The organism is Streptomyces sp. NPDC054887, from assembly GCF_053610585.1.
This window is the reverse complement of the sequence record NZ_JBSGYQ010000042.1, coordinates 48,976-70,500: the sequence shown is the minus strand read 5'-3', so window position 1 is coordinate 70,500 and position 21,525 is coordinate 48,976. Positions and strand designations below refer to the sequence as shown.

Here is a 21,525-nt window from a genome sequence, read left to right as displayed (position 1 = left end):
ACGTCGGGTTCGACGGGGCGGCCGAAGGGTGTGCAGGTTTCGCATCGTGGTCTGGTCAATCATGTGGACTGGGCGGTGCGGGAGTTGGTGGGTTCAGCTTCGGGCGGTGCGCCGGTGTTCTCGTCGGTGGCGTTCGACTTGGTGGTGCCGAATGTGTGGGCTCCGCTGGCTGCGGGTCGGCGGGTGTGGTTGTGGGACGGTGAGCTGACGGAGCTGGGTGGAAGTCTGGTGGAGTCGGGCCCGTTCTCATTCATGAAGCTCACCCCGGGCCATCTGGAAGTGCTTTCCGGCCAGTTGTCCGATGACGAGATCCGTGTCCTTGCCGCTCGTGTGGTGGTGGCGGGTGAGGCGCTGCCGGGTGCTCTGGTCGAGCGGTGGCGGGTAGTCCTGGGTGACGGCTGTGTGGTGAATGAGTACGGTCCGACGGAGGCGACGGTGGGCACGTGTGTGTTCCCGTTGGTTGAGGCGCACGAAGGTGTGGTGCCGATCGGTCGTCCGTTGCCGAACATGGTGATGCGGGTCCTGGACGGCGGTTTGCGTCCGGTGCCGGTGGGTGCGGTGGGGGAGTTGTTCGTCGGTGGCACCGGTGTCGCACGCGGTTACGCGTTCCGTCCGGGGGTGACGGCTGAGCGTTTCGTTCCGGACCCGTATGGGCCGGCGGGTACGCGGTTGTATCGCACGGGTGACTTGGTGCGCTGGCGCAGCGATGGTGCGGTGGAGTTCCTGGGTCGTATGGACGATCAGGTGAAGGTGCGGGGTTATCGGATCGAGCTGGGTGAGATCCGTGCGGCGCTTGTCGCTCATCCGCAGGTGTCGGACGCCACGGTGGTCGTCTCGGACGATCAGCGGCTCATCGCCTACGTGGTGGGTGTCGCGGACGATCTCGCGGCTTGGCTGGCGGGTTCGCTGCCCGAGTACATGGTGCCGTCGGTGTTCGTCGAGCTCGACGCGATCCCGCTGACCGCCAACGGCAAGACCGACCGCCGCGCCCTGCCCGACCCCGAAGCGTCCGAAGACTCGTACGTGGCGCCTCGTAATCCTGTTGAGGAGCGCATAGCCGCTGTCTGGAGGCAGGTGCTGGGGCTGGAGAAGGTCGGGGTCGAGGACAACTTCTTCGACCTGGGCGGCCACTCCATCAAGGCGATCGCCCTGGTGGGCGCCTTGCGCGCCGAAGGCTTCGAGGCGGGAGTACGGGACGTCTTCCAGCACCGTACGGTCGCCGGACTCGCCACCGCCCTCGCCGGCACGGAGCCCGTAGCGGAGACCGCCGTCGTCGAACCGTTCGCGTTGATCGGGGCGGACGACAGGGCGAAGCTGCCGGACGGGCTGACGGACGCCTTCCCTCTGGCGCAGGTGCAGCTCGGCATGCTGGTCGAAATGCTGGCCGACGACGGCCTGAACAAGTACCACAACACCACCGCGTTCCGGATCAAGGACGGCCGGCCGTTCGACGTGGACGCGCTGCGGCGCGCCGGGCAGGCCGTGGTCGATCGCCATGAGATGCTCCGTGCCTCCTTCGCACTCGAAGGCTTCGAGGTCCCGCTCCAGCTGATCCACGCGAGCGCCGTCATTCCGGTGACCGTGCACGATCTGCGGGACCTGGACGCCGAGCAGCAGGCCGAGGCCCGCCGGGCGCACACCGCCGCCGAACGGGCGGAGACGTTCGATCTGTCCCGCGCACCGCTGCTCCGTGTCGCGGCGCTCATCGAGTCCGACGAAGCCTGGTGGCTCTCCGTGAGCGTCTGCCACCCCATCACCGAGGGCTGGAGTCACCGCACGCTCCTCAGCGACATCGTCGAGGGGTACCTGCGGGTACGCGGCGGCGAGACCGTCCCGGCGGTCGAGGTCCCCGCCGTCCGTTACGCGGACTTCGTCGCCGCCGAGCTGGCGTCGGTGGCGTCGGACGAGGACCGTGACTACTGGAGAGGCATCCTCGGAACCCACGCCCGGTTCGAACTGCCCGCGGGTTGGGGCGACCCCGAGCCGGGACGGGCGAACACCGTGCACGTACCGCTCACCGGCCTCACCGCCGGGCTGCGGGCCGCCGCCAGCAGCACGGGAACGTCACTCAAGGCCGTGCTGCACGCGGCACACCTGAAGGTGATGAGCCAGCTCACCACGGAGAACGCCTTCTACACCGGGCTGGTGTCCAGCGGCCGGCCGGAGGTCGTGGGCGCGGAACGGGTGTACGGCATGTACCTCAACACGGTGCCGTTCGCCTACGAGAGGGGCGCGAAGACCTGGCGTGAACTGATCCGCCAGGTGTTCGACCAGGAAGGCACGCTCTGGCCGCACCGCCGCTTCCCGATGCCGGTGATGCAACGGGAGTTGAGCGACGGGACGAGGCTCCTCGACGTCCGCTTCAGCTATCTCGACCTGGCCGACGCCCAAGCGGAGTCCGATGTCGTCGACACCGACTCCGGTGACGGCGAAGGTGCGACGGAGTTCGGTCTCGCTGTGGCTGCCCGAGGCAGCGGCCTGCTGCTCACGGTCAACCCCCAGGTGCTCGGGCGTGAGGGTGTCGATCGTCTGGCGTCGATGTACCGGTCGGTGTTGGAGTCGATGGCCGCGGATGTGGAGGGTGATGCGCGGGAGGTGTTCTTGCCGGGTGGTGAGCGTGAGCGGGTGCTGACCGGTTGGAACGACTCGGGTGTGGTGGTGCCGGAGGTGTCGGTGCCGGAGTTGGTGGGTCGGTGGGTGGTGGAGTCGCCGGGTGCGGTGGCTGTGGAGTGTGGTGGTCGGAAGATTTCGTTCGCCGAGTTGGATGTGCGGGCGAATCGGTTGGCTCATCGGTTGGCTGGGTTGGGTGTGGGGCCTGAGGTGTCGGTGGCGGTGTTGCTGGATCGTTCGGTTGATCTGGTGGTGGCGTTGTTGGCGGTGTGGCGTGCTGGTGGTGGTTTTGTTCCGATGGATCCGGTGTTGCCGGCGGGTCGGGTGGCGGGGATGGTGGCTGATGCTCGGGTGTCGGTCGCGGTGACGTCGTCGGCGTATGCGGACCGGTTCGATGTGGCTGTGGTGCGGGTCGACGAGGAGGATCTGTCGTCGCTTCCGGTGTCGTTCCCCGTGGTTGATGTGGATCTGGATTCTGTGGCGTACACGGTGTTCACGTCGGGTTCGACGGGGCGGCCGAAGGGTGTGCAGGTTTCGCATCGTGGTCTGGTCAATCATGTGGACTGGGCGGTGCGGGAGTTGGTGGGTTCGGCTGCGGGTGGTGCGCCGGTGTTCTCGTCGGTGGCGTTCGACTTGGTGGTGCCGAATGTGTGGGCTCCGTTGGCTGCGGGTCGGCGGGTGTGGTTGTGGGACGGTGAGCTGACGGAGCTGGGTGGAAGTCTGGTGGAGTCGGGCCCGTTCTCGTTCATGAAGCTCACCCCGGGCCATCTGGAGGTTCTGTCCGGCCAGTTGTCCGATGACGAGATCCGTGTCCTTGCCGCTCGTGTGGTGGTGGCGGGTGAGGCGCTGCCGGGTGCTCTGGTCGAGCGGTGGCGGGTAGTCCTGGGTGACGGCTGTGTGGTGAATGAGTACGGTCCGACGGAGGCGACGGTGGGCACGTGTGTGTTCCCGTTGGTTGAGGCGCACGAAGGTGTGGTGCCGATCGGTCGTCCGTTGCCGAACATGGTGATGCGGGTCCTGGACGGCGGTTTGCGTCCGGTGCCGGTGGGTGCGGTGGGGGAGTTGTTCGTCGGTGGCACAGGCGTGGCGCGGGGTTACGCGTTCCGCCCGGGCGTGACGGCTGAGCGTTTCGTTCCGGACCCGTATGGGCCGGCGGGTACGCGGTTGTATCGCACGGGTGACTTGGTGCGCTGGCGCAGCGATGGTGCGGTGGAGTTCCTGGGTCGTATGGACGATCAGGTGAAGGTGCGGGGTTATCGGATCGAGCTGGGTGAGATCCGTGCGGCGCTTGTCGCTCATCCGCAGGTGTCGGACGCCACGGTGGTCGTCTCGGAGGACCAGCGGCTGATCGCGTATGTCGTCGGCAGTGCCGCGGGATTGGCCGAGCGGCTGGCCGAGTCGTTGCCTCCGTACATGGTGCCGTCGGTGTTCGTCGAGCTCGACGCGATCCCGCTGACCGCCAACGGCAAGACCGACCGCCGCGCCCTGCCCGACCCCGAAGGCACGGCCGAGGACACGTATGTGGCGCCTCGCAACCCTGTTGAGGAGCGTATAGCCGCTGTCTGGGGCCGGGTGCTGGGGCTGGAGAAGGTCGGGGTGGAGGACAATTTCTTCGACTTGGGCGGCCACTCCATCAAGGCGATCGCCCTGGTGGGCGCCCTGCGCGCCGAAGGCTTCGAGGCGGGAGTACGGGACGTCTTCCAGCACCGTACGGTCGCCGGACTCGCCACCGCCCTCGCCGGCACGGAGCCCGGTCAGGAGGATGTGGCGGTCGCACCGTTCGCCCTGGTGACGGACGAGGTACGGGCGGCGCTCCCGGCGGGGCTGGTCGACGCGTACCCGATCTCCAAGGTGCAGCTCGGCATGCTGGTCGAGATGCTGGCCGACGACGGGCTGAACAAGTACCACAACACGTCCACCTTCCGGATCAAGGACGGCCTGCCCTTCGACGCCGACGCCCTGCGCCGGGCCGGGCAGACGATCGTGGAGCGGCACGAGATGCTGCGTACGTCCTTCGCGCTCGAAGCGTTCGACGTACCGCTCCAGTTCGTGCACCCCAGCGCCGTCATCCCGGTCACCGTGCGCGATCTGCGCGGCGTGGACGACGCCGAGTTCGCCCGGGCGCGGCAGGAGCACATCGCCGCCGAGCGGGCCGAGCTCTTCGCGCTCGACCGGCCCCCGCTGCTCCGGATATCGGCACTCGTCGAGTCCGAGGAGGCGTGGCACCTCGGCTTCACGCACTGCCACGCCATCACCGAGGGCTGGAGTCAGCAGTCGCTGCTGATGGAGGTGCTCGACGTGTACCACGCGTACGCCGCGGGGGAGGAGCCGAAGCAGCCGGAGCCGGCAGCCGTGCGCTACGCCGACTTCATCGCCGCCGAGCAGGAGTCCCTGGCGTCGGACGAGGACCGGGAGTACTGGAAGGGCATCGTCGACCGGCACGCCATGTGCGTACTGCCACCGGACTGGGGGGACGGCAACGGCGCGCCGCGCGAGGACTTCAAGCTGTCGGTGGAGTTCCGCGACATCGAGCCCGAGCTGCGCGCACTGGCCAAGTCCAGCGACACCTCGTTCAAGGCGGTGCTGCTGGCCGCGCACCTGAAGGTGCTCAGCACCGTGACCAACGAACCCGCCTTCCACACGGGCGTGCTCTACAGCGCACGCCCCGAGGTGCCCGGTGCAGAGCGGGTCTACGGCATGTACCTCAACACGCTGCCCTTCGCGCACGACCGCACGGCCCGGACCTGGCGTGAACTGGTCCGCCAGGTCTTCGACCGCGAGGCGGAGGTCTACAGCCACCGCCGGCACCCGCTGCCCGCGGTGCAGCGGCTGGCCGGTGGGCGCCGGCTGTTCGACATCATGTACCGCTACCAGGACTTCCACCACGTGGACACCGGGACGGTGGACGTCCGGGCCGGGGCGGGTGACAGCTCCAACGAGTTCACCCTGTCCCTCGCCAACCTGCCGGACCGGCTCGTCCTGCGGGCGGTCAGCACCGGTCTGAACCGTGCGAACGCCGAGCGGCTCGCCGGGATGTACCGCGCGGTCCTGGAGGCGATGGCCGCCGACCCCGACGGTGACGTGGACGCGGCCCTCATGTCCGCGACGGAACTGACCCAGGTCCTCGAGGACTGGAACGACACCGAGGTGGAGTGGGGATGAGCAGATACGTGCACGAGGTGATCGAGGCGACCGCCTCGGCCACCCCCGACGCGGTCGCCGTACAGGTGGGGGCCGAGACCCTCACGTACCAGGAGCTCGACGCACGGGCCAACCGCATCGCCCACCACCTGCGCGAGGCGGGCGTGGGGCCCGAGTCGGTGGTGGGCGTCCTGCTCAAGCGCGGGCTGGACACCGTGCCCTGCCTGCTCGGGATCTGGAAGGCGGGCGGTTCCCATCTGCCCCTGGACGCCGGGCTGCCCGCGGAGCGCCTGACCTACATGCTCGGCGCGGCGGGCGCCGGGCTGATCGTGACGCAGGGAGGGCTGGAGGAGCGCCTCGGCGGCGGGTACGGCGGTGCGGTCGTCGATCTCGACCGCGACCGGGCCCTGATCGCCGGGCGGTCCGCCGGCCGTGTCGGTACGGAGGAGGCGGCACGGGACCCGAAGGACCCGGCCCGCCGGCACCGGCTCGCGTACACGCTGTTCACGTCCGGCTCCACAGGGCGCCCCAAGGGGGTGCAGATCGCACACTTCTCGCTGCTCAACGTGCTGTTCTCGATGCGGGAGCGGTACACGGCGGGCCCGCAGCACACCTGGATGGCAGCCACCTCGCTGTCCTTCGACATCTCCACGACCGAGCTGTACCTGCCGCTGATCACCGGCGGCCGGATTCTGCTGGCCGACGACGAGGCGGCGCACGACGCCGCCGCGCAGGTACGGATGATCGAGCGCGGCGGGGTCACCCACGCCCAGGCCACCCCGGCCGGCTGGAAGCTCCTCATCGCCGCCGGTCTCGGCCGTACCCCGGTCACCGCCGTGACCGGTGGTGAGGACTGCCCGCCGGCGCTGGCCCGCGACCTGGGCGGCAGGGTGCACCGGCTCGTCAACCAGTACGGCCCCACCGAGACGACGGTCTGGGCCACCGCCTGGGAGGTCGCGCCGGACGCCGGCACCGTGCCGATCGGGCGCCCCATCCACAACTACCGGGCGTACGTGCTGGACGCGGTGCAGCGGCCGGTCCCGGTCGGTGTGGTCGGCGAGCTGTACCTCGCCGGCGCCGGTGTGGCCCGCGGGTACGTCGGCCGGCCGGGCATGACCGCCGAGCGGTTCCTGCCCGAGCCGTTCGGCGGACCGCCCGGTTCGCGGATGTACCGGACCGGGGACCTGGCGCGGTTCCGGGCGGACGGCGAGCTGGAGTGCCTCGGCCGGATCGACAACCAGGTGAAGATACGCGGGTACCGCATCGAACTGGGCGAGATCGAGGAGAACCTGCTGACCCACCCCGAGGTCCGTGACGCGACGGTGGTCGCGCGCGAGGACGGCAACGGGGAGAAATGGCTCGTCGCCTACGCGGTCATGGAACGGGAACCCGTGGCCCACGGCGCACTGGCCGCCCCCCGCGACGAAGCGGCGGAACAGGCCCGGCTGCGGGCCTTCCAGGCCGCGTCGCTGCCCTCGTACATGGTGCCGGCCGCGTACGTCCTGCTCGACGCGATGCCGCTGAGCGCGTCCGGCAAGGTCGACCGGAAGGCGCTGCCCGCCCCCGGCCGTACGGCGCTGGTCGCCGGCCGGGAGTACGTGGCGCCCCGCAACCGGACCGAGCGGCTGCTGGTGGAGACCTGCGCCGAGGTGCTCGGGGTCTCCGACGTCGGTGTACGGGACCGGCTGCTGGACCTGGGCGCCGACTCGATGCGCATCGTGCACGTGATGGCGGCGGCCCGCAGGGCCGGGCTCGCCCTGACACTGCGGATGCTGCTGGACAGCGAGACGGTCGAGGACCTCGCGCGGGCGGTCGACGGCGTGACGCCCCCGACCGGGGAAGCGGCGGAGCCCGCCTCCACCGGCACCACCGGCAAGACGGACGAGACGGACGGGGGAGCGAGCATGCTGATGACGGTTGCCGACGGGGGAGGTCGGCCGGCCACGCCCGACGTGACCGGGGCGATGGAGGCCCACGGGGTGCCGGGAGCCGCGGTCGCGCTCCTCAGGGACGGGCAGTTGGTGGCGGTGCAGGCGTACGGGCTCCGTACGACGGAGACCGGCGCTCCGGTGACCCTGCGGACCCGGTTCCAGGCCGGTTCCATCAGCAAGCACGTCACCGCGTTCGCCGCGCTGCGCCTCGTCGACCGGGGCGTCCTCGATCTGGACGCGGACATCGACACGTACCTGGAGCCCCGCCGCGCGCCCAGGGCGGCGAGCGGCGCGCCCCTGACCCTGCGCCACCTCCTGTCCAACACGGCGGGTCTCACGCAGACGCCCGCCACATGGTGGCGGCCCGGCGAGGCGATGCCGAAGCTGTCCGACGTGCTGGACGGCGTACGGGCCGAGCACGAACCCGGTGCGCTGTTCCGCAAGGCGGGGAGCCAGTGGGCCATGATCGAACAGCTCCTGGCCGATGTCACCGGCCAGGAGTTCGAGGAGACGGCGGCGGACCTGGTCTTCGGCCCCCTGGGCATGCGGGACAGCTCCTTCCTCGCTCCCGGCGCCCCCCACGAGGCCGGCCAGGACGTCGCCGGCGGCCACGACCAGCACGGCCGGGCCCTGCCGGACGGATACCGGGTACGTCCGGTGCACGCGGGCAGCGGGCTGTGGTCGTCACCGTCCGACCTGGCCCAGCTGGCCGTGGAGATCCGCCGGGCCCGCCTCGGCTTCTCGGAACTGCTGACCGCCAAGTCGGCCGGCGTCATGCTCACGGAGGCGTTCCCGGGCAGTTTCTACGGGCTGGGGACCGTGGTCGACGGCTCGATGGCGGACCCCGAGTTCGGGCACGGCGGGCAGACCGCCGGCTTCCGCGCGCTGACGTCCCTGCGGCTGCGGTCCGGCAACGGATGCGTGGTGATGACGAACTCCGACAACGGCAAGCACGTGCACAAGGTGGTGGCCGCGCTCCTCGGCCGGGACCTGGAGGTGGCGGCCGACTGAGGCCGCGGCCCTGCCGTTACCGGATGGATAACCCGTGAATAAAGCCCCCGCATAGCTTCTGCGACGAGCAGACGTTCGTATTCGCCAGACGGGGGGTGCCGAATGGACTTCCGAGTCCTCGGCCCGGTAGAAGCTCACAGGGACGGCGCACGCGTGGCGCTGTCCGGTTCCAAGGTCCACACGGTACTCGCGACCCTGCTGCTCGCCAGGGGCCGCGTGGTGTCCGACGCGCGGATGAACTCGCTCCTGTGGGGGTGGGAGCCGCCGGCGACGTCCGGCGCGCAGATCTACACGTACATGTCCAGGCTGCGCAAACTGCTCGGTGACGGGGTGACGATCGAGCGCCGCCAGCCCGGCTACCTGCTCCGGGCGCCGCACAGCAGCGTCGATCTCCTGGAGTTCGAGCGGCTGGACAGACTCGGGCGGACGGCGCTGGGGCACAAGCGCTTCGGTGAGGCGGCGACGCTGCTCACCGAAGCGCTCGGGCACTGGCGGGGCAACGCGCTCGCCAACGTCACCGAGCACCTCGCCGACGCCGAGCTGCCGCAGCTCGAAGAGGCGCGGATGCACGCGGTCGAGAACCGGGTGGAGGCGGACCTGGCGCTCGGCAGACACGAGCAGGTGACCGCCGAACTCGCCGGACTCGTCACGCGGTTCCCCCTCCGGGAGAAGCTGCGCGCCCAGCTCATGACGGCCTACTACCGCAGCGGGCGCCAGAGCGACGCGCTGCAGAGTTACTACGACGGCCGCAGCCTCCTCGCCGACCAACTGGGCATCGACCCCGGCGAGGCGCTCGGGTCGACGTACGCGGCGGTGCTCGCGGGCCACCGCGGGCCCGGGCCGGGCAACCGGGTCCGGCGGCCCGAGCCCTCCGGGGACGAGCACGGCGACGCGCCGGACATGCTGCCCCCGGACACCGAGGAGTTCGTCGGCCGGCAGGCGGAACTCACCGCCCTGCGCAACCAGCTGACGGAGGCGTCCGCCGGCTCCGGCCCGCGCCACCTGCTGGTCACGGGCATGGCGGGGGTCGGCAAGACCGCGCTGGCCGTGCACGCCGCGCACACCAGCGCCGCTCACTGGCCCGGCGGCCGCCTCTTCGCCGAACTGGTGCGGCCGGACGGCCGGCCCAAGCACCCCGCCGAAGTCCTCACCGGGCTGCTGCGGGGACTCGGCGAGCACGTCGGCGCCGGCGACACGGGCGACCGTACGGGCGAGGGCGCGGGCAGCCGCATGGAACTGGACGAACTGGTACGCCTGTTCCGGGCGAGAACGGCGGGCAGACGGCTCCTGGTGGTGCTCGACGGCGCGGTCGGCAGCCGTCGGCTCGACCCGCTGCTGTCCGGGTCGCCGGACGCCGTCGTACTCATCACCGGCCGCGCCCGGCTCGCCCGGGTGACCGGAGCCAGGACGACCGCGCTCGCGCCCCTCGGCGACGGCGCGGCATTCGACCTGCTCGCCACGTCGGCGGGCCGTGCGCGGCTGCTGGCCGAACCCGACGCCACGGACGACCTGATCGCGTACTGCGGGGGACTGCCGCTCGCGCTGCGCGCCACCGGCAGCAGGCTCGCCGCACGTCCCTACTGGCCGGTGGCCCGCCTGGCGGGCCGGCTCGCCGCCCCGGAGACCCGGCTGCGGGAGCTGTCGTACGGCGGGATCGACGTGGCCTCGGCGCTGCTGCCGTCACTGCGGCAGCTGCCCGCGTCCGACCAGGCCCGGGCCACACTAACGCGGCTGGCCGGCATCGGCCTGGAGTCGTTCCCCGCCCAGCGGGCCGCCACGTACCTCGGAACGCGGGAGTCCGCGGCCGAGCAGCGGCTCGAAGAACTGGTGGACGGGGCGCTGCTCGACATCTGCGGCGTCGACCGGCAGGGGCGCCCGCTCTACCGCTTCCACGAGCTGGTGCTGCTCTTCGCCGCCGCGCTCAAGGACGCGCCGCCGCAGGACGAACCGCCGGTACCGCTGGGGGACGCGCCGCACCACGCCCCGTCGGAGGCGACCGCCGCCCGCTGAGCGGCGGTCCGCACCCGGGATCACGGCCCGTCGGGCGCGTCGCGCCGCGCCCGGCGGTCGCGCAGGTGCAGCCGCACCGGGCCGCAGGCCGGTTCGGTTGCGGCCGGCTGGGCGACGGAAGCGGCCACACGGCCGGAGAGCGCCAGATCCCGTACCACCCATGCGGTGCGTCCGTCCGGGCCGCGGCCGTCGAGAGGCGGGCCGCCGGCACCGGGGCCGCGCGCGCCGCCCGGCCCCGGGTCCGTATCGTCGGCCGTCGGACCGGGACAGTGCATCAGCACGGTCCCCGTGGCGGCCGGGTAGGACTCGATCTGGTCCAGGCGGATGTCGTCGAGCCCGTGGCCCACCGCCTTGAGAACGGCTTCCTTCCGGGTCCAGCACCGGTAGAAGACCGCGTCCCGGACGGCGCCCCGGGGCAGCGCCAGCAGATGCAGGACCTCGTCCGGGGTGAGCCACGACTCGCCGAGGACGTCCTGCCGCACGGGCCGCACCAGCTCCGCGTCCACGCCGATGGCGGTCCCGGTCCCGACCGCGAGGACGGTGTGCCCGCCGGTACGGGCCAGGCTCATCGCCAGCGGCAACGGGGGCCGGCCGAGCCGGGTCGGGCCGTGCTTCGGGTCCCCGCACGTCGGACACGGCGACTCGTCGATGTCGACGTCCTCGGGAGCGGCGTCGAGGAGTTCCCCGACCGCCCGGCGGGCCATCGCCCTGGTGTGGACGTACGCGGCGGCCTCTCGCTCCGAATGGACCGAGAGCGCCTGCCGGAACTCTTCCGTATTGAGCAGGGCGAGATCGGCGGGATCGGTGCCCAAGGGCTGTCGCCACCACCAGATATGCGTATCGCCACCGGCGCGTAGCGCGCGGAACGCGGCCGCGGGGCTGTGGTCAGCTCCGCGGCCGCGGCTGTTCTCGAACATGTTGTAAGGCGGCGCCATGGGCACTCTCTGTCATTTCGACTGCGGGCTGCGTGGCGCGGACCTTACCGTCGTCTTATATCGCGGAAATATATTTCCGCCTTCGCGTCAGGCGATCGGCCGGCTGAGGCGGCTCAGTGCCAGCTCTCGTCGTCGGTGCCGGAGATGACCTCGGTGGTGATGCCCGTGGTCACCACCGGAAGCCCGCCGCCGGTCTGGGCCGCCGTCGCCGCGCCCGCGCCGACGAAGGCGCAGAGCCCGACCAGAACGGTGGTGACGGTGCCCATCGCGATGCTGTTGCGTACGTTCTGCATTTCTTCCCCCATGTCGTCCCGCTGTTGTGTCTCGACACTAGGACGAGGGGGTTTCGGCTCATTATCGGTCCGCTTTCGGTTTCCGGGCCGCCCGATAGAGTAAAAGGGATTCCTTGGTTCCGAGGTTGCGGCGACGGATTGCGGGCCCGCCGCCGCAAGCGCTCAAAGGCTGCCCACGGTCCTTTCCTCGGACACGCCCCTGCTCAGTGCCCCTTGCGCCCGCTGGGCCCACTTCTCCACGCCGATCCGGCTGAAGTCCGCCCTGGCTTCGGTGAAATACCTGCGGGCGGCGGAGTGCTCACCGCATTCCCAGCACGCCTCGCCGAGGGCCAGTTTGATTTTTCCCTCCACCAGGGCGCTGTCCACCAGACCGGCGATCTCGAGCGCGTGCAGCAGGGTCCCCTTGGCCTGACCCCAGCTCCTGGCGCCCAGCCTCGCCTCGCCCAGGCCGAGCAGACCGTGCGCGAGGCCCAGCATGTCGGCCTTGGCCCGTACGATCTGGATCATCTGCAGAAAGGCTTCTTCTGCGAGGTCGTACTTGCCCTGCGCGAGATACACGCGGGCCAGCCGGTGGGTGCCGAGCGCCCGGCTGCGGGCTCCGCCCTCACCGATCGCCGTGGAGACCCGCAGCGACTCCAGGCTCAGCTCCTCGGCGGAGTCCGTACGGCCCCGGTCGAGTTCGATCTGCGCCATGTTGTTCAGCACATGGGCCTCCGAGGACAGATCGCCCACCGCGCGGAACGTCGCCAGGGCCCGCGCACTGTGGTCCATGGCGGTCTCCAGCTCGCCGCGCATCTCGTCGATCATGGCCATGTTGCGCAGCACGAGGGCGCGGCCGTGCTCCTCACCGGCCAGCTCGTGGAGGGCGAGCGCCTCGGTGAAGGTCGCGTACGCCTTCGAGAAGTCGCGCAGGCGCATTTCCAGCGCGCCGAGATTGTGCAGCATCGCCGCCTGGCCCCGGGAGTTGCCCGCGGCCCGGGTCGCGGCGAGCGCCCGCTCGCTGCACTCGCGCCAGTCGTCGAGGTAGTTGCGCGTTTCGAAAAGCACCGCGACGGACATGGTGAGGTCCCACGCGAGGTCGTCGAGGCCGAGTCCTGCGGCCTGGTCGACCACCGCGACCAGCGAGAGCCGTTCGGTCTCCAGCCAGTCCAGCGGGGCGGTGAGCAGCCCCGCGGCGAGCTCGTCGGGCAGCGGATGACGGGGCGCAGCGCTGTGGATGATGCTGAAGTCGCCCCCGTAGGAACGCCGGTGGGCCTGCTCGGCGAGCGCGAGATACGCCCGGAACGCGCGTTCCCGCGCGGCCCGCCGCTGCTCGGGGGTCTCCTCCGCCTCCGCGCGCTCACGGGCGAACAGCCGCAGCAGGTTCTGGAACCGGTAGCGCGGATGGCCGGTCGCGTCCAGGCCCACCACGTCGAGGAACTGGGCGTCGACCAGCTGCTCGATGAGCCGTTCACCGGTGTCCAGGTCCGTGTCCAGGAGCGCGGAGGCGACCCAGGCGCCGAAGTCCGGCACGTCGAGGAGCCCGAGGTTGCGGTAGAGCAGCGCCGTCGGGGCGGACAGGCCCCGGTACGTCAGGGTGAAGCTCGCGCGCACCTGCGACTCTCCCGAGCTGAGCTCGTCCAGCCGCAGCCGTTCGTCGCTCAGCCGGCGCACCAGACGGGACACCGTCCAGTGCGGCTTGGAGGCGAGCCGCGCTCCGGCGATCCGCAGCGCGAGCGGCAGCAGGTCGCACAGCTCGACGAGCCGGTCGGCCGAGGGCGGGTCGACGGCGACGCGCTCCTCACCGACGATCTTCCCGAGCAGCTCGACCGCCTCGTACGGCGACAGCCTGCCCAGGCGCACCCACGCCTGCGGCGGCCAGGCGAGCATCTCGGACAGCTGCTCCCGGCTGGTGACCAGGACGCAGCAGCCCCCGCTGCTGGGGATCAGCGGCCGCACCTGGGCGTAGGTCCGCACGTTGTCGAGCACCACCAGCACCCGGCGGTCGGCGAGCAGGCTGCGGTAGAGGGCGGCGCGCTCCTCGGGTTCGGCCGGAATCTGGCCGATGGGCACGGAGAGCGAGCGCAGGAAACGGCCGAGGATCTCCCCGGCGGTGGTGGGCTCCAGGTGCTCGTCGTAGCCGCGCAGGTCGGCGAAGAGCTGCCCGTCGGGGAACTGCTCCGAGACGCTGTGCGCCCAGTGCACCGCCAGGCATGTCTTGCCGACGCCGCCGACACCGGTGATCAGCCCGGTGGACGGGCCGCGCGAGGCCGTACCGACGTCCAGCAGTTCGTCGAGCTGGGCGAGTTCCTCCTTGCGGCCGGCCAGCCCCGGCACGTCCGGCGGCAGCTCCAGCGGGTCGCCGACGGGCTTCGACAGCAGCCCGTCGCCGTCGACCGCCTCGGCCCCGCGCACGGCCAGCGACGGCTCGTCCTTGAGGATCGCGTTGTGCAGCTCGGAGAGGGCCGGGCCGGGTTCGAGACCGAGCTCGTCGATGAGCCACCGGCGCCCCTCACGGAAGGTCTCCAGGGCCTCGGCCCGTCTGCCGGACCGGTATTGGGCGGTGATGAGCTGATGACGGGCGCGCTCACGCAGCGGATGCTCGCGGACCATCGCCGCCAGGTCGGGAAGGATCTTCTGGTGGTCGCCGAGCTGGAGATGCACGGCCGTCGCGTTCTCGTACGTGTCGAGCCGCAGCTCCTCGAGCCACCGGGCCTCGTCCTCCACCACCCGCCCGGTCACGCCCGACAGGGGTCTTCCGCGCCACAGCTTGAGCGCGTTCGCGTAGCAGCGTGCCGCCTCGGAGAACCGGTTGTCCCCGACCGCGAGTTCGGCCGCCGCGACCAGCTCGGAGAACTCGTGCGAGTCGAGCCGGTGCATGCCCACGCGCAGCAGATAGCCGGGATGCGCGGTGGCGATGACCTCGCCGGGGACGCCGGCGGTCTTGAACGCCTTGCGCAGCGCGGCGATGCAGATGGACACCTGGGTGCGCGCCGTGGCCGGCGGGTGATCGCTCCACACGGCCTCGATCAGCGCGTCCACGGGTACGACCCTGCCGGGGCTGAGCAGCAACATCACGAGAATGGTCCGGTGCCGGGGACCTCCGATCGGCACCCGGGCGTCCCCGGACGTCACTTCAAGGGGCCCTAATACCCTGAAGTTCAGCCGACTCTCCATGCACTCCCCCTGCTCCCGAGCGACGGCAGCGACCGGCCGTGTGACCCGGCAGACCGTCCCGCCCGCCGCACCCCCAGCGCTGCCCCCGCACCCCCACCCCGCCGTGTCCTGTCGGCCGGGTGCACCTCCCAGGATCGCCGTCGACGGCAGGAATGCGCGCGTCGTGAACGGCGAAGCCGCTGTTATTGAGCCAGTCCCGAGGCAGCCAGGATACGGCGACCCGGCGATCTACCGCCCAGTACGTACGGCTTACTCCGGAGTAAGCGCCGACTGCGCCGCCGGAATGCCGCGGTACTCCGCAAAGTGCACGGGAAAACACCGAGGGTGTGCCTATGGAGGTGATTGAACGTGTAATTGCGTGCGAACGCCGGGGATACCCCCGGCCGGCGTCGTCGGCCGGCCGAGTCGCCGCAGTGGTAAGCGGCGGATAAAAGATGAACAGAATTCACATTAGACGGTTCGTGGTGCCACCGAAAACCGCGTCGGCGGGCGCCGCGGATTCCCGCTCCCGGCACGGAACAAGCACCCGTGAACGGAACGCGGGGGGCGCGCCACGGGGCCGCCCCGGTGGCTCCGGCACGTCACGATGCGCGGGACGGACTCACGCCGTCGTGACATCTGCCAGCAGCCGGGTCTCGGCGGTCGGCAGCCCCTTGGCCCACCAGTGGTGGTAGCGCCGGTACACCCCGGGGTCGCGGGCGGCGAGGAGCGCGGCCAGCGACCCGGCCTCCTCCGCCAGAGCCTCCCATGTGGCGTCCGTGAGCGGGTGGAAGGCGCCCGCCTCGATGCGTCCCTCGACGACGCGCCACACCCCGGCGACGTGACCGTCGACCAGCAGGGTGGGCAGCACATCGCCGTTGCGGCGCGTCACGTGCTCGCGGCAGCCGGGTGGTACCACCCGGCTCCGGTCGGCGTGGGCCAGCAGAACGCTGTCCCACATCCCCAGCAGCCTCGGCGGCGCCGGGGTGTCCCCGCTCGGCCGCGGTGCGCCCGGGACGTCGTACAGCACCGTGCCGTCGGGGCCTTCGAGTCGTTCGAGCTCGTCGGTGAGCGCGGCCAGCGCGGTTCTCACGCGGGTCCGCTGGACCATCGCGAACTGCGCCATGTCCGCCACCGACGCCGGCCCGAAGCCCTCCAGGTAGCGGCGGATGAGGGTCCGCAGGCCCGCGGCGGCGACCTCCGGGTCCGCGGGGGCCGGCGCCGCGCCGGCCGCGACGTACGACGGCCGGGTCCCGAACGACCACGGTCCGCCCGTGCCCACGTGCCACAGCGGGGCGTACTGGCGCAGCATCCGCTGCGCCGCCGGCGCCATCGGGGCGCCGAGCCGCTCCTCCAGCCACGCCCTCATCTGCGCGCCGGTCCGGGGGCGGTCGGCGAACCTCAGCAGGTCCGCGACCAGTGCGGCGGTCCGCTCCGCCGTGAGCCCGGCCGCCCTGTAGCGCGCGTCACCGATCCTGGAGGCGTACAGCGTCGGCTCCATGGCCTCGCGGAAGGCCGGGTAGTCCTCGACGTCGACCGCGTGCAGCGTGAGCCGCATCAGCGTCGTCCTGACCGTACGGAATCCGGCCAGCGCCGTGTCGAGGCCGGTCGGGTCGAAGCCGCTCAGCCTGTTCCACAGCGCGATGTACGGCGAGGCGGGCTCCTGCGCCTGGAGGGCGACCACCCGCCGTACACCGGCGGCGACGTCGAGATCCGCGCGGTGGAGCAGCAACTGCCGGGCGAGCGTGGCGCGGTTGAGCGCCGGCGCGGAGATCTTCATGCCGGGATTCTGTCCGTTCGCCGGACGGCGCGGAACCCGTCATCCGGACGCCGCCGCGCGCCTGAAGCCCGGCTGAGCCGCCGTCGGGGCTAGGCGTGCTGATTGATGTTGATCAGCCAGGTGATGCCGAAGCGGTCCGTGCACATGCCGAAGACGTCGCCCCACATCTGCTGCTCCAGCGGGACCGAAACCGTGCCGCTGCCGGAGAGCTTGTCCCAGTACCCGCGCAGTTCGCCGGAGTCCTCGCCGCTCACGCTGACCGCGATGTTGTTCCCCGGCTTGTACTCCATGCCGGGCGGCAGGTCGGCGCACATCAGGGTGAAGCCGCTCGGGGTGTCCAGCATGCTGTGCATGATCTTGTCGGAGCCGTCCGCGGGCTGCTCCTCACCGAACTCGCCGTAGGTGTTGACCGTGAGGGTGCCGCCGAACACCTCCTTGTAGAACTCCATGGCCTGCCGGGCTTCGCCGTCGAAGCTGATATACGGATTGAGGCGAGAAGGCACGAGTCTCTCCGTTCCTGATGGAATGTCAGCTTCGGCAGCTTAGGCGACCCGGCGCCGACACGCGGGGCGGCTCCCCGTGCGCCGCCGCGTCCTCTCGGGCCGCAGGATGGAGCGCGGACACCCGACGCCCCGGCCCTCGTGGCGCGCCGGCGGCCGGAACGCTCATCTCCGCGGCGCTGCGGCACCGCGCCCGGTCACGGCTGAGCGGTCGCGCGGACGGGGTGCCCGCTCAGGACGGAGACCCGGTTGAAGGCGTTGATGGTGATCGCCACCCAGATCGCCGCCGAGATCTCGTCGTCGGTGAGGATCCGGCGGGCCTCGTCGTACGCGCGGTCCCGCGCGGACGCGTCCGCCGGCTCGGTGGTGGCCTCCGCGAGGGCGAGCGCCGCGCGCTCCCGCTCCGTGAACACGTCGGTGTCGCGCCAGGCGGCGAGCACGCCCAGGCGCCGGCCGGTCTCCCCGGCGCGCTGCGCGGCCCGGGTGTGGACGTCGAGGCAGTACGCGCAGCGGTTGATCTGCGACACGCGGATGTTGATCAGTTCCACCAGTGTGCGGTCCAGTCCCGCGTCGGCGGCCACCGCCCGGACGGCCCCGGCCGTGTCGGCCAGGGCGTGGTACGCCTTCGGGCTCTGCTTGTCGATGAAGACGCGCCTGCTCACCGGGCCCGCCGCCGTGTCGCTCAACCTGATCTCCCTCACGGGCCGCCGTCGGCCGCTCGCCGTACTGTGCGCCTGAGGTCTATCATCGAATGTACTTGTTGAAGATGCAATTATCCTGGGGGAGAGGGGCGTGCGATGAGCAACGTGGAGACGGCTCCCGCCGAACTGCGCTGCGGGGACGAGCACCACGACGCGGGGGCGCCGCGGGTCGACGTACTCTCCGCGCGGGACGTCCCGCTGGGCGGCCCCCGGGCGATGACGGTACGCCGCACCCTGCCGCAGCGCGCCCGGACGCTGATCGGGGCCTGGTGCTTCATCGACCACTACGGCCCCGACGACGTCGCCGAATCCGGCGGGATGGCCGTCCCGCCGCACCCCCACACGGGTCTCCAGACGGTGAGCTGGCTGTTCGGCGGGGAGATCGAGCACCGGGACAGCCTGGGCAGCCACGCCTTCGTACGGCCGGGCGAACTGAACCTCATGACCGGCGGGTACGGCATCAGCCACTCGGAGGTCTCCACCGCCCGCACCACCGTCCTGCACGGGGTCCAGCTGTGGGTGGCGCTGCCCGGCGAACACCGCGACGCGGCCCGCGACTTCCAGCACTACGTGCCCGAGCCGGTACGGGTGGACGGCGCCGAGGTGCGGGTGTTCCTGGGCGCGCTCGCGGGGGACACCTCTCCGGTCCGCACGTTCACTCCGCTGCTCGGCGCCGAACTCCTCCTCGCTCCGCGTTCGGCCGTCACGCTGGAGACGCGCACGGACTTCGAACACGGCCTCCTCGTCGACGAGGGCGAGGTCGCCATGGCCGGAACCACGCTGCGCCGGGCGGAGTTGGGGTACCTGCCCACCGGGAACGGCACACTCACCCTGTCGAACGACGCGGACACCGCCGCCCGGGTCGTCCTGCTCGGCGGGGCGCCGTTCGAGGAACAGATCGTCATGTGGTGGAACTTCGTCGGCCGCAGCCACCAGGACATCGTCGAGGCGAGGGAAGCGTGGCAGAACGCGTCCGACCGCTTCGGCACGGTCGACGGCCACGGCGGCACGCGCCTGCCGGCCCCCGCCCTTCCCCACGCCACCATCGCCCCGCGCGCCAACCCGCCCCGCCGCTGAAAGGCACACGATGACGCAGCCCACCACCGCTCCTGCCGTCCGGCGCGTGGACGCCCGGCACCGGTACGAGATCCTCGCCGACGGCGTGAGCGCCGGTCACACCTCGTACCGCGACCGCAATGACCAGCGCGTTTTCTACCACACGGAGATCGGCGACGCCTTCGCCGGCCGGGGCCTCGCCGCGATCCTCGTGCAGCAGGCGCTCGACGACGTGCGGAGTGCCGGCAAGCGGATCGTGCCGGTCTGCCCGTATGTGGCGAAATTCCTCAAGAAGCACGACGAGTTCGCCGACATCACCGACCCGGTGACGGCCGAGACGCTGAGGTGGCTGGAGACCGCGCCGACCCCCTGACCGCACGATCCGCCCGGGTCCGGGCGGATCGTGTTCCGGCGCGCGGGAGCGGTACGGGCGGGACCTGTGGCGGCCCGCCGGGGATCCCGGTTGCCGGAAGTTGGCCGGATCGCCGTGGTCTCGTCGCGGGTCCGGGCCCCGGCCCCGACCGGTCACGGCCCACGGCGCACGGGGGAGCCCCGGCTGCCGCTCGCCGCTGCCCCGGCCGCCTCGCGCCGCCACGGCTGCCGGGGGCGGCCGTGGCGGGCACGGGCCGGCGGTGCGGGAGCCGGCCGCGCACGGATCAGCGGGGCATCGTGCCCGACGCCGTGAGGAGGCCCGCGCCGGCCCGCCGGGCGAGGGACGCGGGCAGGCCGGCGGCGGAAGGTTCGAGCCCCGTGGTCAGGGCGGGCTTCCAGTCGACCGTCGTCCTGAGCTTCTTCCGGTTCGCGGCGTTGTACGCGGCGACCAGGTCGGTGACCTTGCCGTTCACCATGTTCCCGCCGCCGGCCACGGCGCCGGTGCCGTCTCCCGACAGCAACTGGGACACCTTGCGGTCCGCGGACAGCGTCCAGTGGTTGTGCTCCGCCACGACCCGGGCGCCGGCCCGGGAGTTGACGCTGTAGCTGTGCGTGTAACCGTTGCGCGGCGTGGTGTCGAAGTGGTTGTTGTACAGGTGGATCTGTCCCACCCTGGCCAGCGGGGCGCGCTGCGCGATGCCCTGGAAGACGTTGTGGTGGAGCGTGACGCGCAGCTTGGTGTCCTTGTCGCTGCTGCCGATGAGCATGGTCTTGTCGTGGTCGACGAAGCGGTTGTACGAGGCGGTCACCAGGTCGGAGGCGTTGGTGATGTCGAGCGTGCCGTCGTGGACCTGGTACTCACGGCCGAAGTGGCGGGGGTTGGACGCGTCGTGGTGCGGCGCGTCGGTGAACGTGTTGTGGTCGGCCCACACGTGCGTGGCGCCGCGCAGGGAGACGGCGTCGTAGGCGGAGTTCCAGTTCCCTTCCGAACCGTCGGTGGGGTCCCACTGGGGGAAGCAGTCGCGGGTGTCGGCCAGGGTGAGGTTGCGCAGGATGACGTTGTCCGCCTTGCGGACCTGAAGGCTGCCGCCGGTGATGCCCGCGTCGGTGCCGGGAACGCCGGCGACGGTGGTGTTCGACGGTACGTCGAAGACGATGCGCGCCGCCTGCTTCACCTGCGCGGCGGCACGCGCCGACTCCTGCGTCCCGGAGGGCAGCTTCGACCGTCCCCAGACAGCGGGGTCGTACGCCTTCAGGTAGGAGGCGAGCGAGTAGCCGGTGCCCTTGGCGTAGTCCGAGCAGGTCAACGCCCGTCCCGCGTCGTCGGTGTTGGCGGCGATGCGTCCCTTCACCCGGATGATGCGCGGGGCGTCCCCGGGGGCCGCGCGCAGGGCCCTGACCAGTTCGGCGCGGTTGGTGACGGTGAAGACGTGCGCGGCGTCGGCGGCGCTGCCGCCCGTGGTGCCGGAGCCGCTCGACGCCCACCCGTCGCCGCGGGCGAGCGTGGCGTGGTCCAGGTCGGCGGGAGCGGCGTCCGCGCGGAGCACGAACGGCACGGTGCCGAGGCCGGCGGCGCCGACGAGGCCCGCGGCGACGAGGGCGACGCGCCGACGGGCACGGGAGCGGCGGTGGGAGGCATTACGCATGGGTGTGGTTCCTGGTGCGCTAGACGGTGTCTGTCCGACCGTCAGTCGCCGCCGGGCGCCGTGAGGTTGCCGTCGTGGTCCGGGACGGGGTGTGGTCCGCGTCACGCCCGTCGAGGACTGCGGCGACATGAAGCCCGGTGCGCAGCCGCCACGGGCGGCACCGGGGGCGCACGAGGTACCCGTTCAACGACACGGCGAGGGTCACGCGGGCGTCCGATCGTCCAGGGCGACAGGGCGACAGGGCGACAGGGCGACAGGGCGCCGCCCGCGACGGCGCGCCGGTGTCGTCCCAGGACCGGGCCCCCGGCCGGCGCACGGCTTGCGTCCGGCCGTGGGGCGCGGCTCCGCCGGGTGACCGGACGGCGTCCCACGGTGAGGCGGACGCCGGTGCGAGAGCGGTGTGG

The 21,525-nt window shown here is 71.6% G+C and carries 12 protein-coding genes; 5 read left to right on the top strand and 7 right to left on the bottom strand.

Annotated elements, in window-relative coordinates:
* The 3 genes from ACWGH0_RS23175 to ACWGH0_RS23165 form a co-directional block, all read left to right on the top strand.
* Positions 1-5,772 (top strand): amino acid adenylation domain-containing protein (locus ACWGH0_RS23175; protein WP_453406111.1); only part of this gene is annotated, 5,772 nt, incomplete at its 5' end.
* Positions 5,769-8,693: a non-ribosomal peptide synthetase gene (locus tag ACWGH0_RS23170; protein ID WP_453406110.1), complete on the top strand. Its 2,925-nt coding sequence runs from the start codon at positions 5,769-5,771 to the stop codon at positions 8,691-8,693. The genes ACWGH0_RS23175 and ACWGH0_RS23170, both read left to right, overlap by 4 nt.
* A gap of 153 nt (positions 8,694-8,846) precedes the next feature.
* Positions 8,847-10,703, top strand: a complete 1,857-nt coding sequence (locus ACWGH0_RS23165) for a BTAD domain-containing putative transcriptional regulator (RefSeq protein ID WP_453406109.1) — start codon at positions 8,847-8,849, stop codon at positions 10,701-10,703.
* 20 nt (positions 10,704-10,723) lie between these two features.
* Here ACWGH0_RS23165 and ACWGH0_RS23160 read toward each other — a convergent pair whose 3' ends face one another.
* From ACWGH0_RS23160 to ACWGH0_RS23135, 6 genes are all read right to left on the bottom strand, one after another.
* Positions 10,724-11,515, bottom strand: a complete 792-nt coding sequence (locus tag ACWGH0_RS23160; RefSeq protein WP_453406108.1) for a 4'-phosphopantetheinyl transferase family protein — start codon at positions 11,513-11,515, stop codon at positions 10,724-10,726.
* A 236-nt stretch (positions 11,516-11,751) separates the two neighbouring features.
* A complete protein-coding gene (locus tag ACWGH0_RS23155; protein WP_453406107.1) occupies positions 11,752-11,931 on the bottom strand; it encodes a hypothetical protein in 180 nt (59 codons plus the stop codon).
* A gap of 162 nt (positions 11,932-12,093) precedes the next feature.
* Positions 12,094-15,087, bottom strand: coding sequence for a BTAD domain-containing putative transcriptional regulator (locus ACWGH0_RS23150; protein ID WP_453406106.1), 2,994 nt, complete (start codon positions 15,085-15,087; stop codon positions 12,094-12,096).
* A gap of 601 nt (positions 15,088-15,688) precedes the next feature.
* On the bottom strand, positions 15,689-16,846 hold the full coding sequence (locus ACWGH0_RS23145; RefSeq protein WP_453406105.1) for a winged helix DNA-binding domain-containing protein: 1,158 nt from the start codon (positions 16,844-16,846) through the stop codon (positions 15,689-15,691).
* 89 nt (positions 16,847-16,935) lie between these two features.
* The gene (locus ACWGH0_RS23140; RefSeq protein WP_453406104.1) at positions 16,936-17,349 is read right to left on the bottom strand and encodes a VOC family protein; all 414 of its coding nucleotides are present in this window, start codon (positions 17,347-17,349) and stop codon (positions 16,936-16,938) included.
* Between the two features lie 194 nt (positions 17,350-17,543).
* The gene (locus tag ACWGH0_RS23135) at positions 17,544-18,032 is read right to left on the bottom strand and encodes a carboxymuconolactone decarboxylase family protein (protein WP_453406103.1); all 489 of its coding nucleotides are present in this window, start codon (positions 18,030-18,032) and stop codon (positions 17,544-17,546) included.
* Between the two features lie 111 nt (positions 18,033-18,143).
* Here ACWGH0_RS23135 and ACWGH0_RS23130 point away from each other — a divergent pair, with 111 nt between their 5' ends.
* Together ACWGH0_RS23130 and ACWGH0_RS23125 are read left to right on the top strand one after the other, a co-directional pair.
* Positions 18,144-19,124, top strand: coding sequence for a pirin family protein (locus tag ACWGH0_RS23130; protein WP_453406102.1), 981 nt, complete (start codon positions 18,144-18,146; stop codon positions 19,122-19,124).
* 10 nt (positions 19,125-19,134) lie between these two features.
* The gene (locus ACWGH0_RS23125; RefSeq protein ID WP_453406101.1) at positions 19,135-19,476 is read left to right on the top strand and encodes a GNAT family N-acetyltransferase; all 342 of its coding nucleotides are present in this window, start codon (positions 19,135-19,137) and stop codon (positions 19,474-19,476) included.
* Between the two features lie 283 nt (positions 19,477-19,759).
* Here ACWGH0_RS23125 and ACWGH0_RS23120 read toward each other — a convergent pair whose 3' ends face one another.
* Complete coding sequence (locus tag ACWGH0_RS23120) at positions 19,760-21,121, bottom strand: pectate lyase family protein (protein WP_453406100.1); 1,362 nt, start codon at positions 21,119-21,121, stop codon at positions 19,760-19,762.
* Positions 21,122-21,525 lie beyond the last annotated feature (404 nt).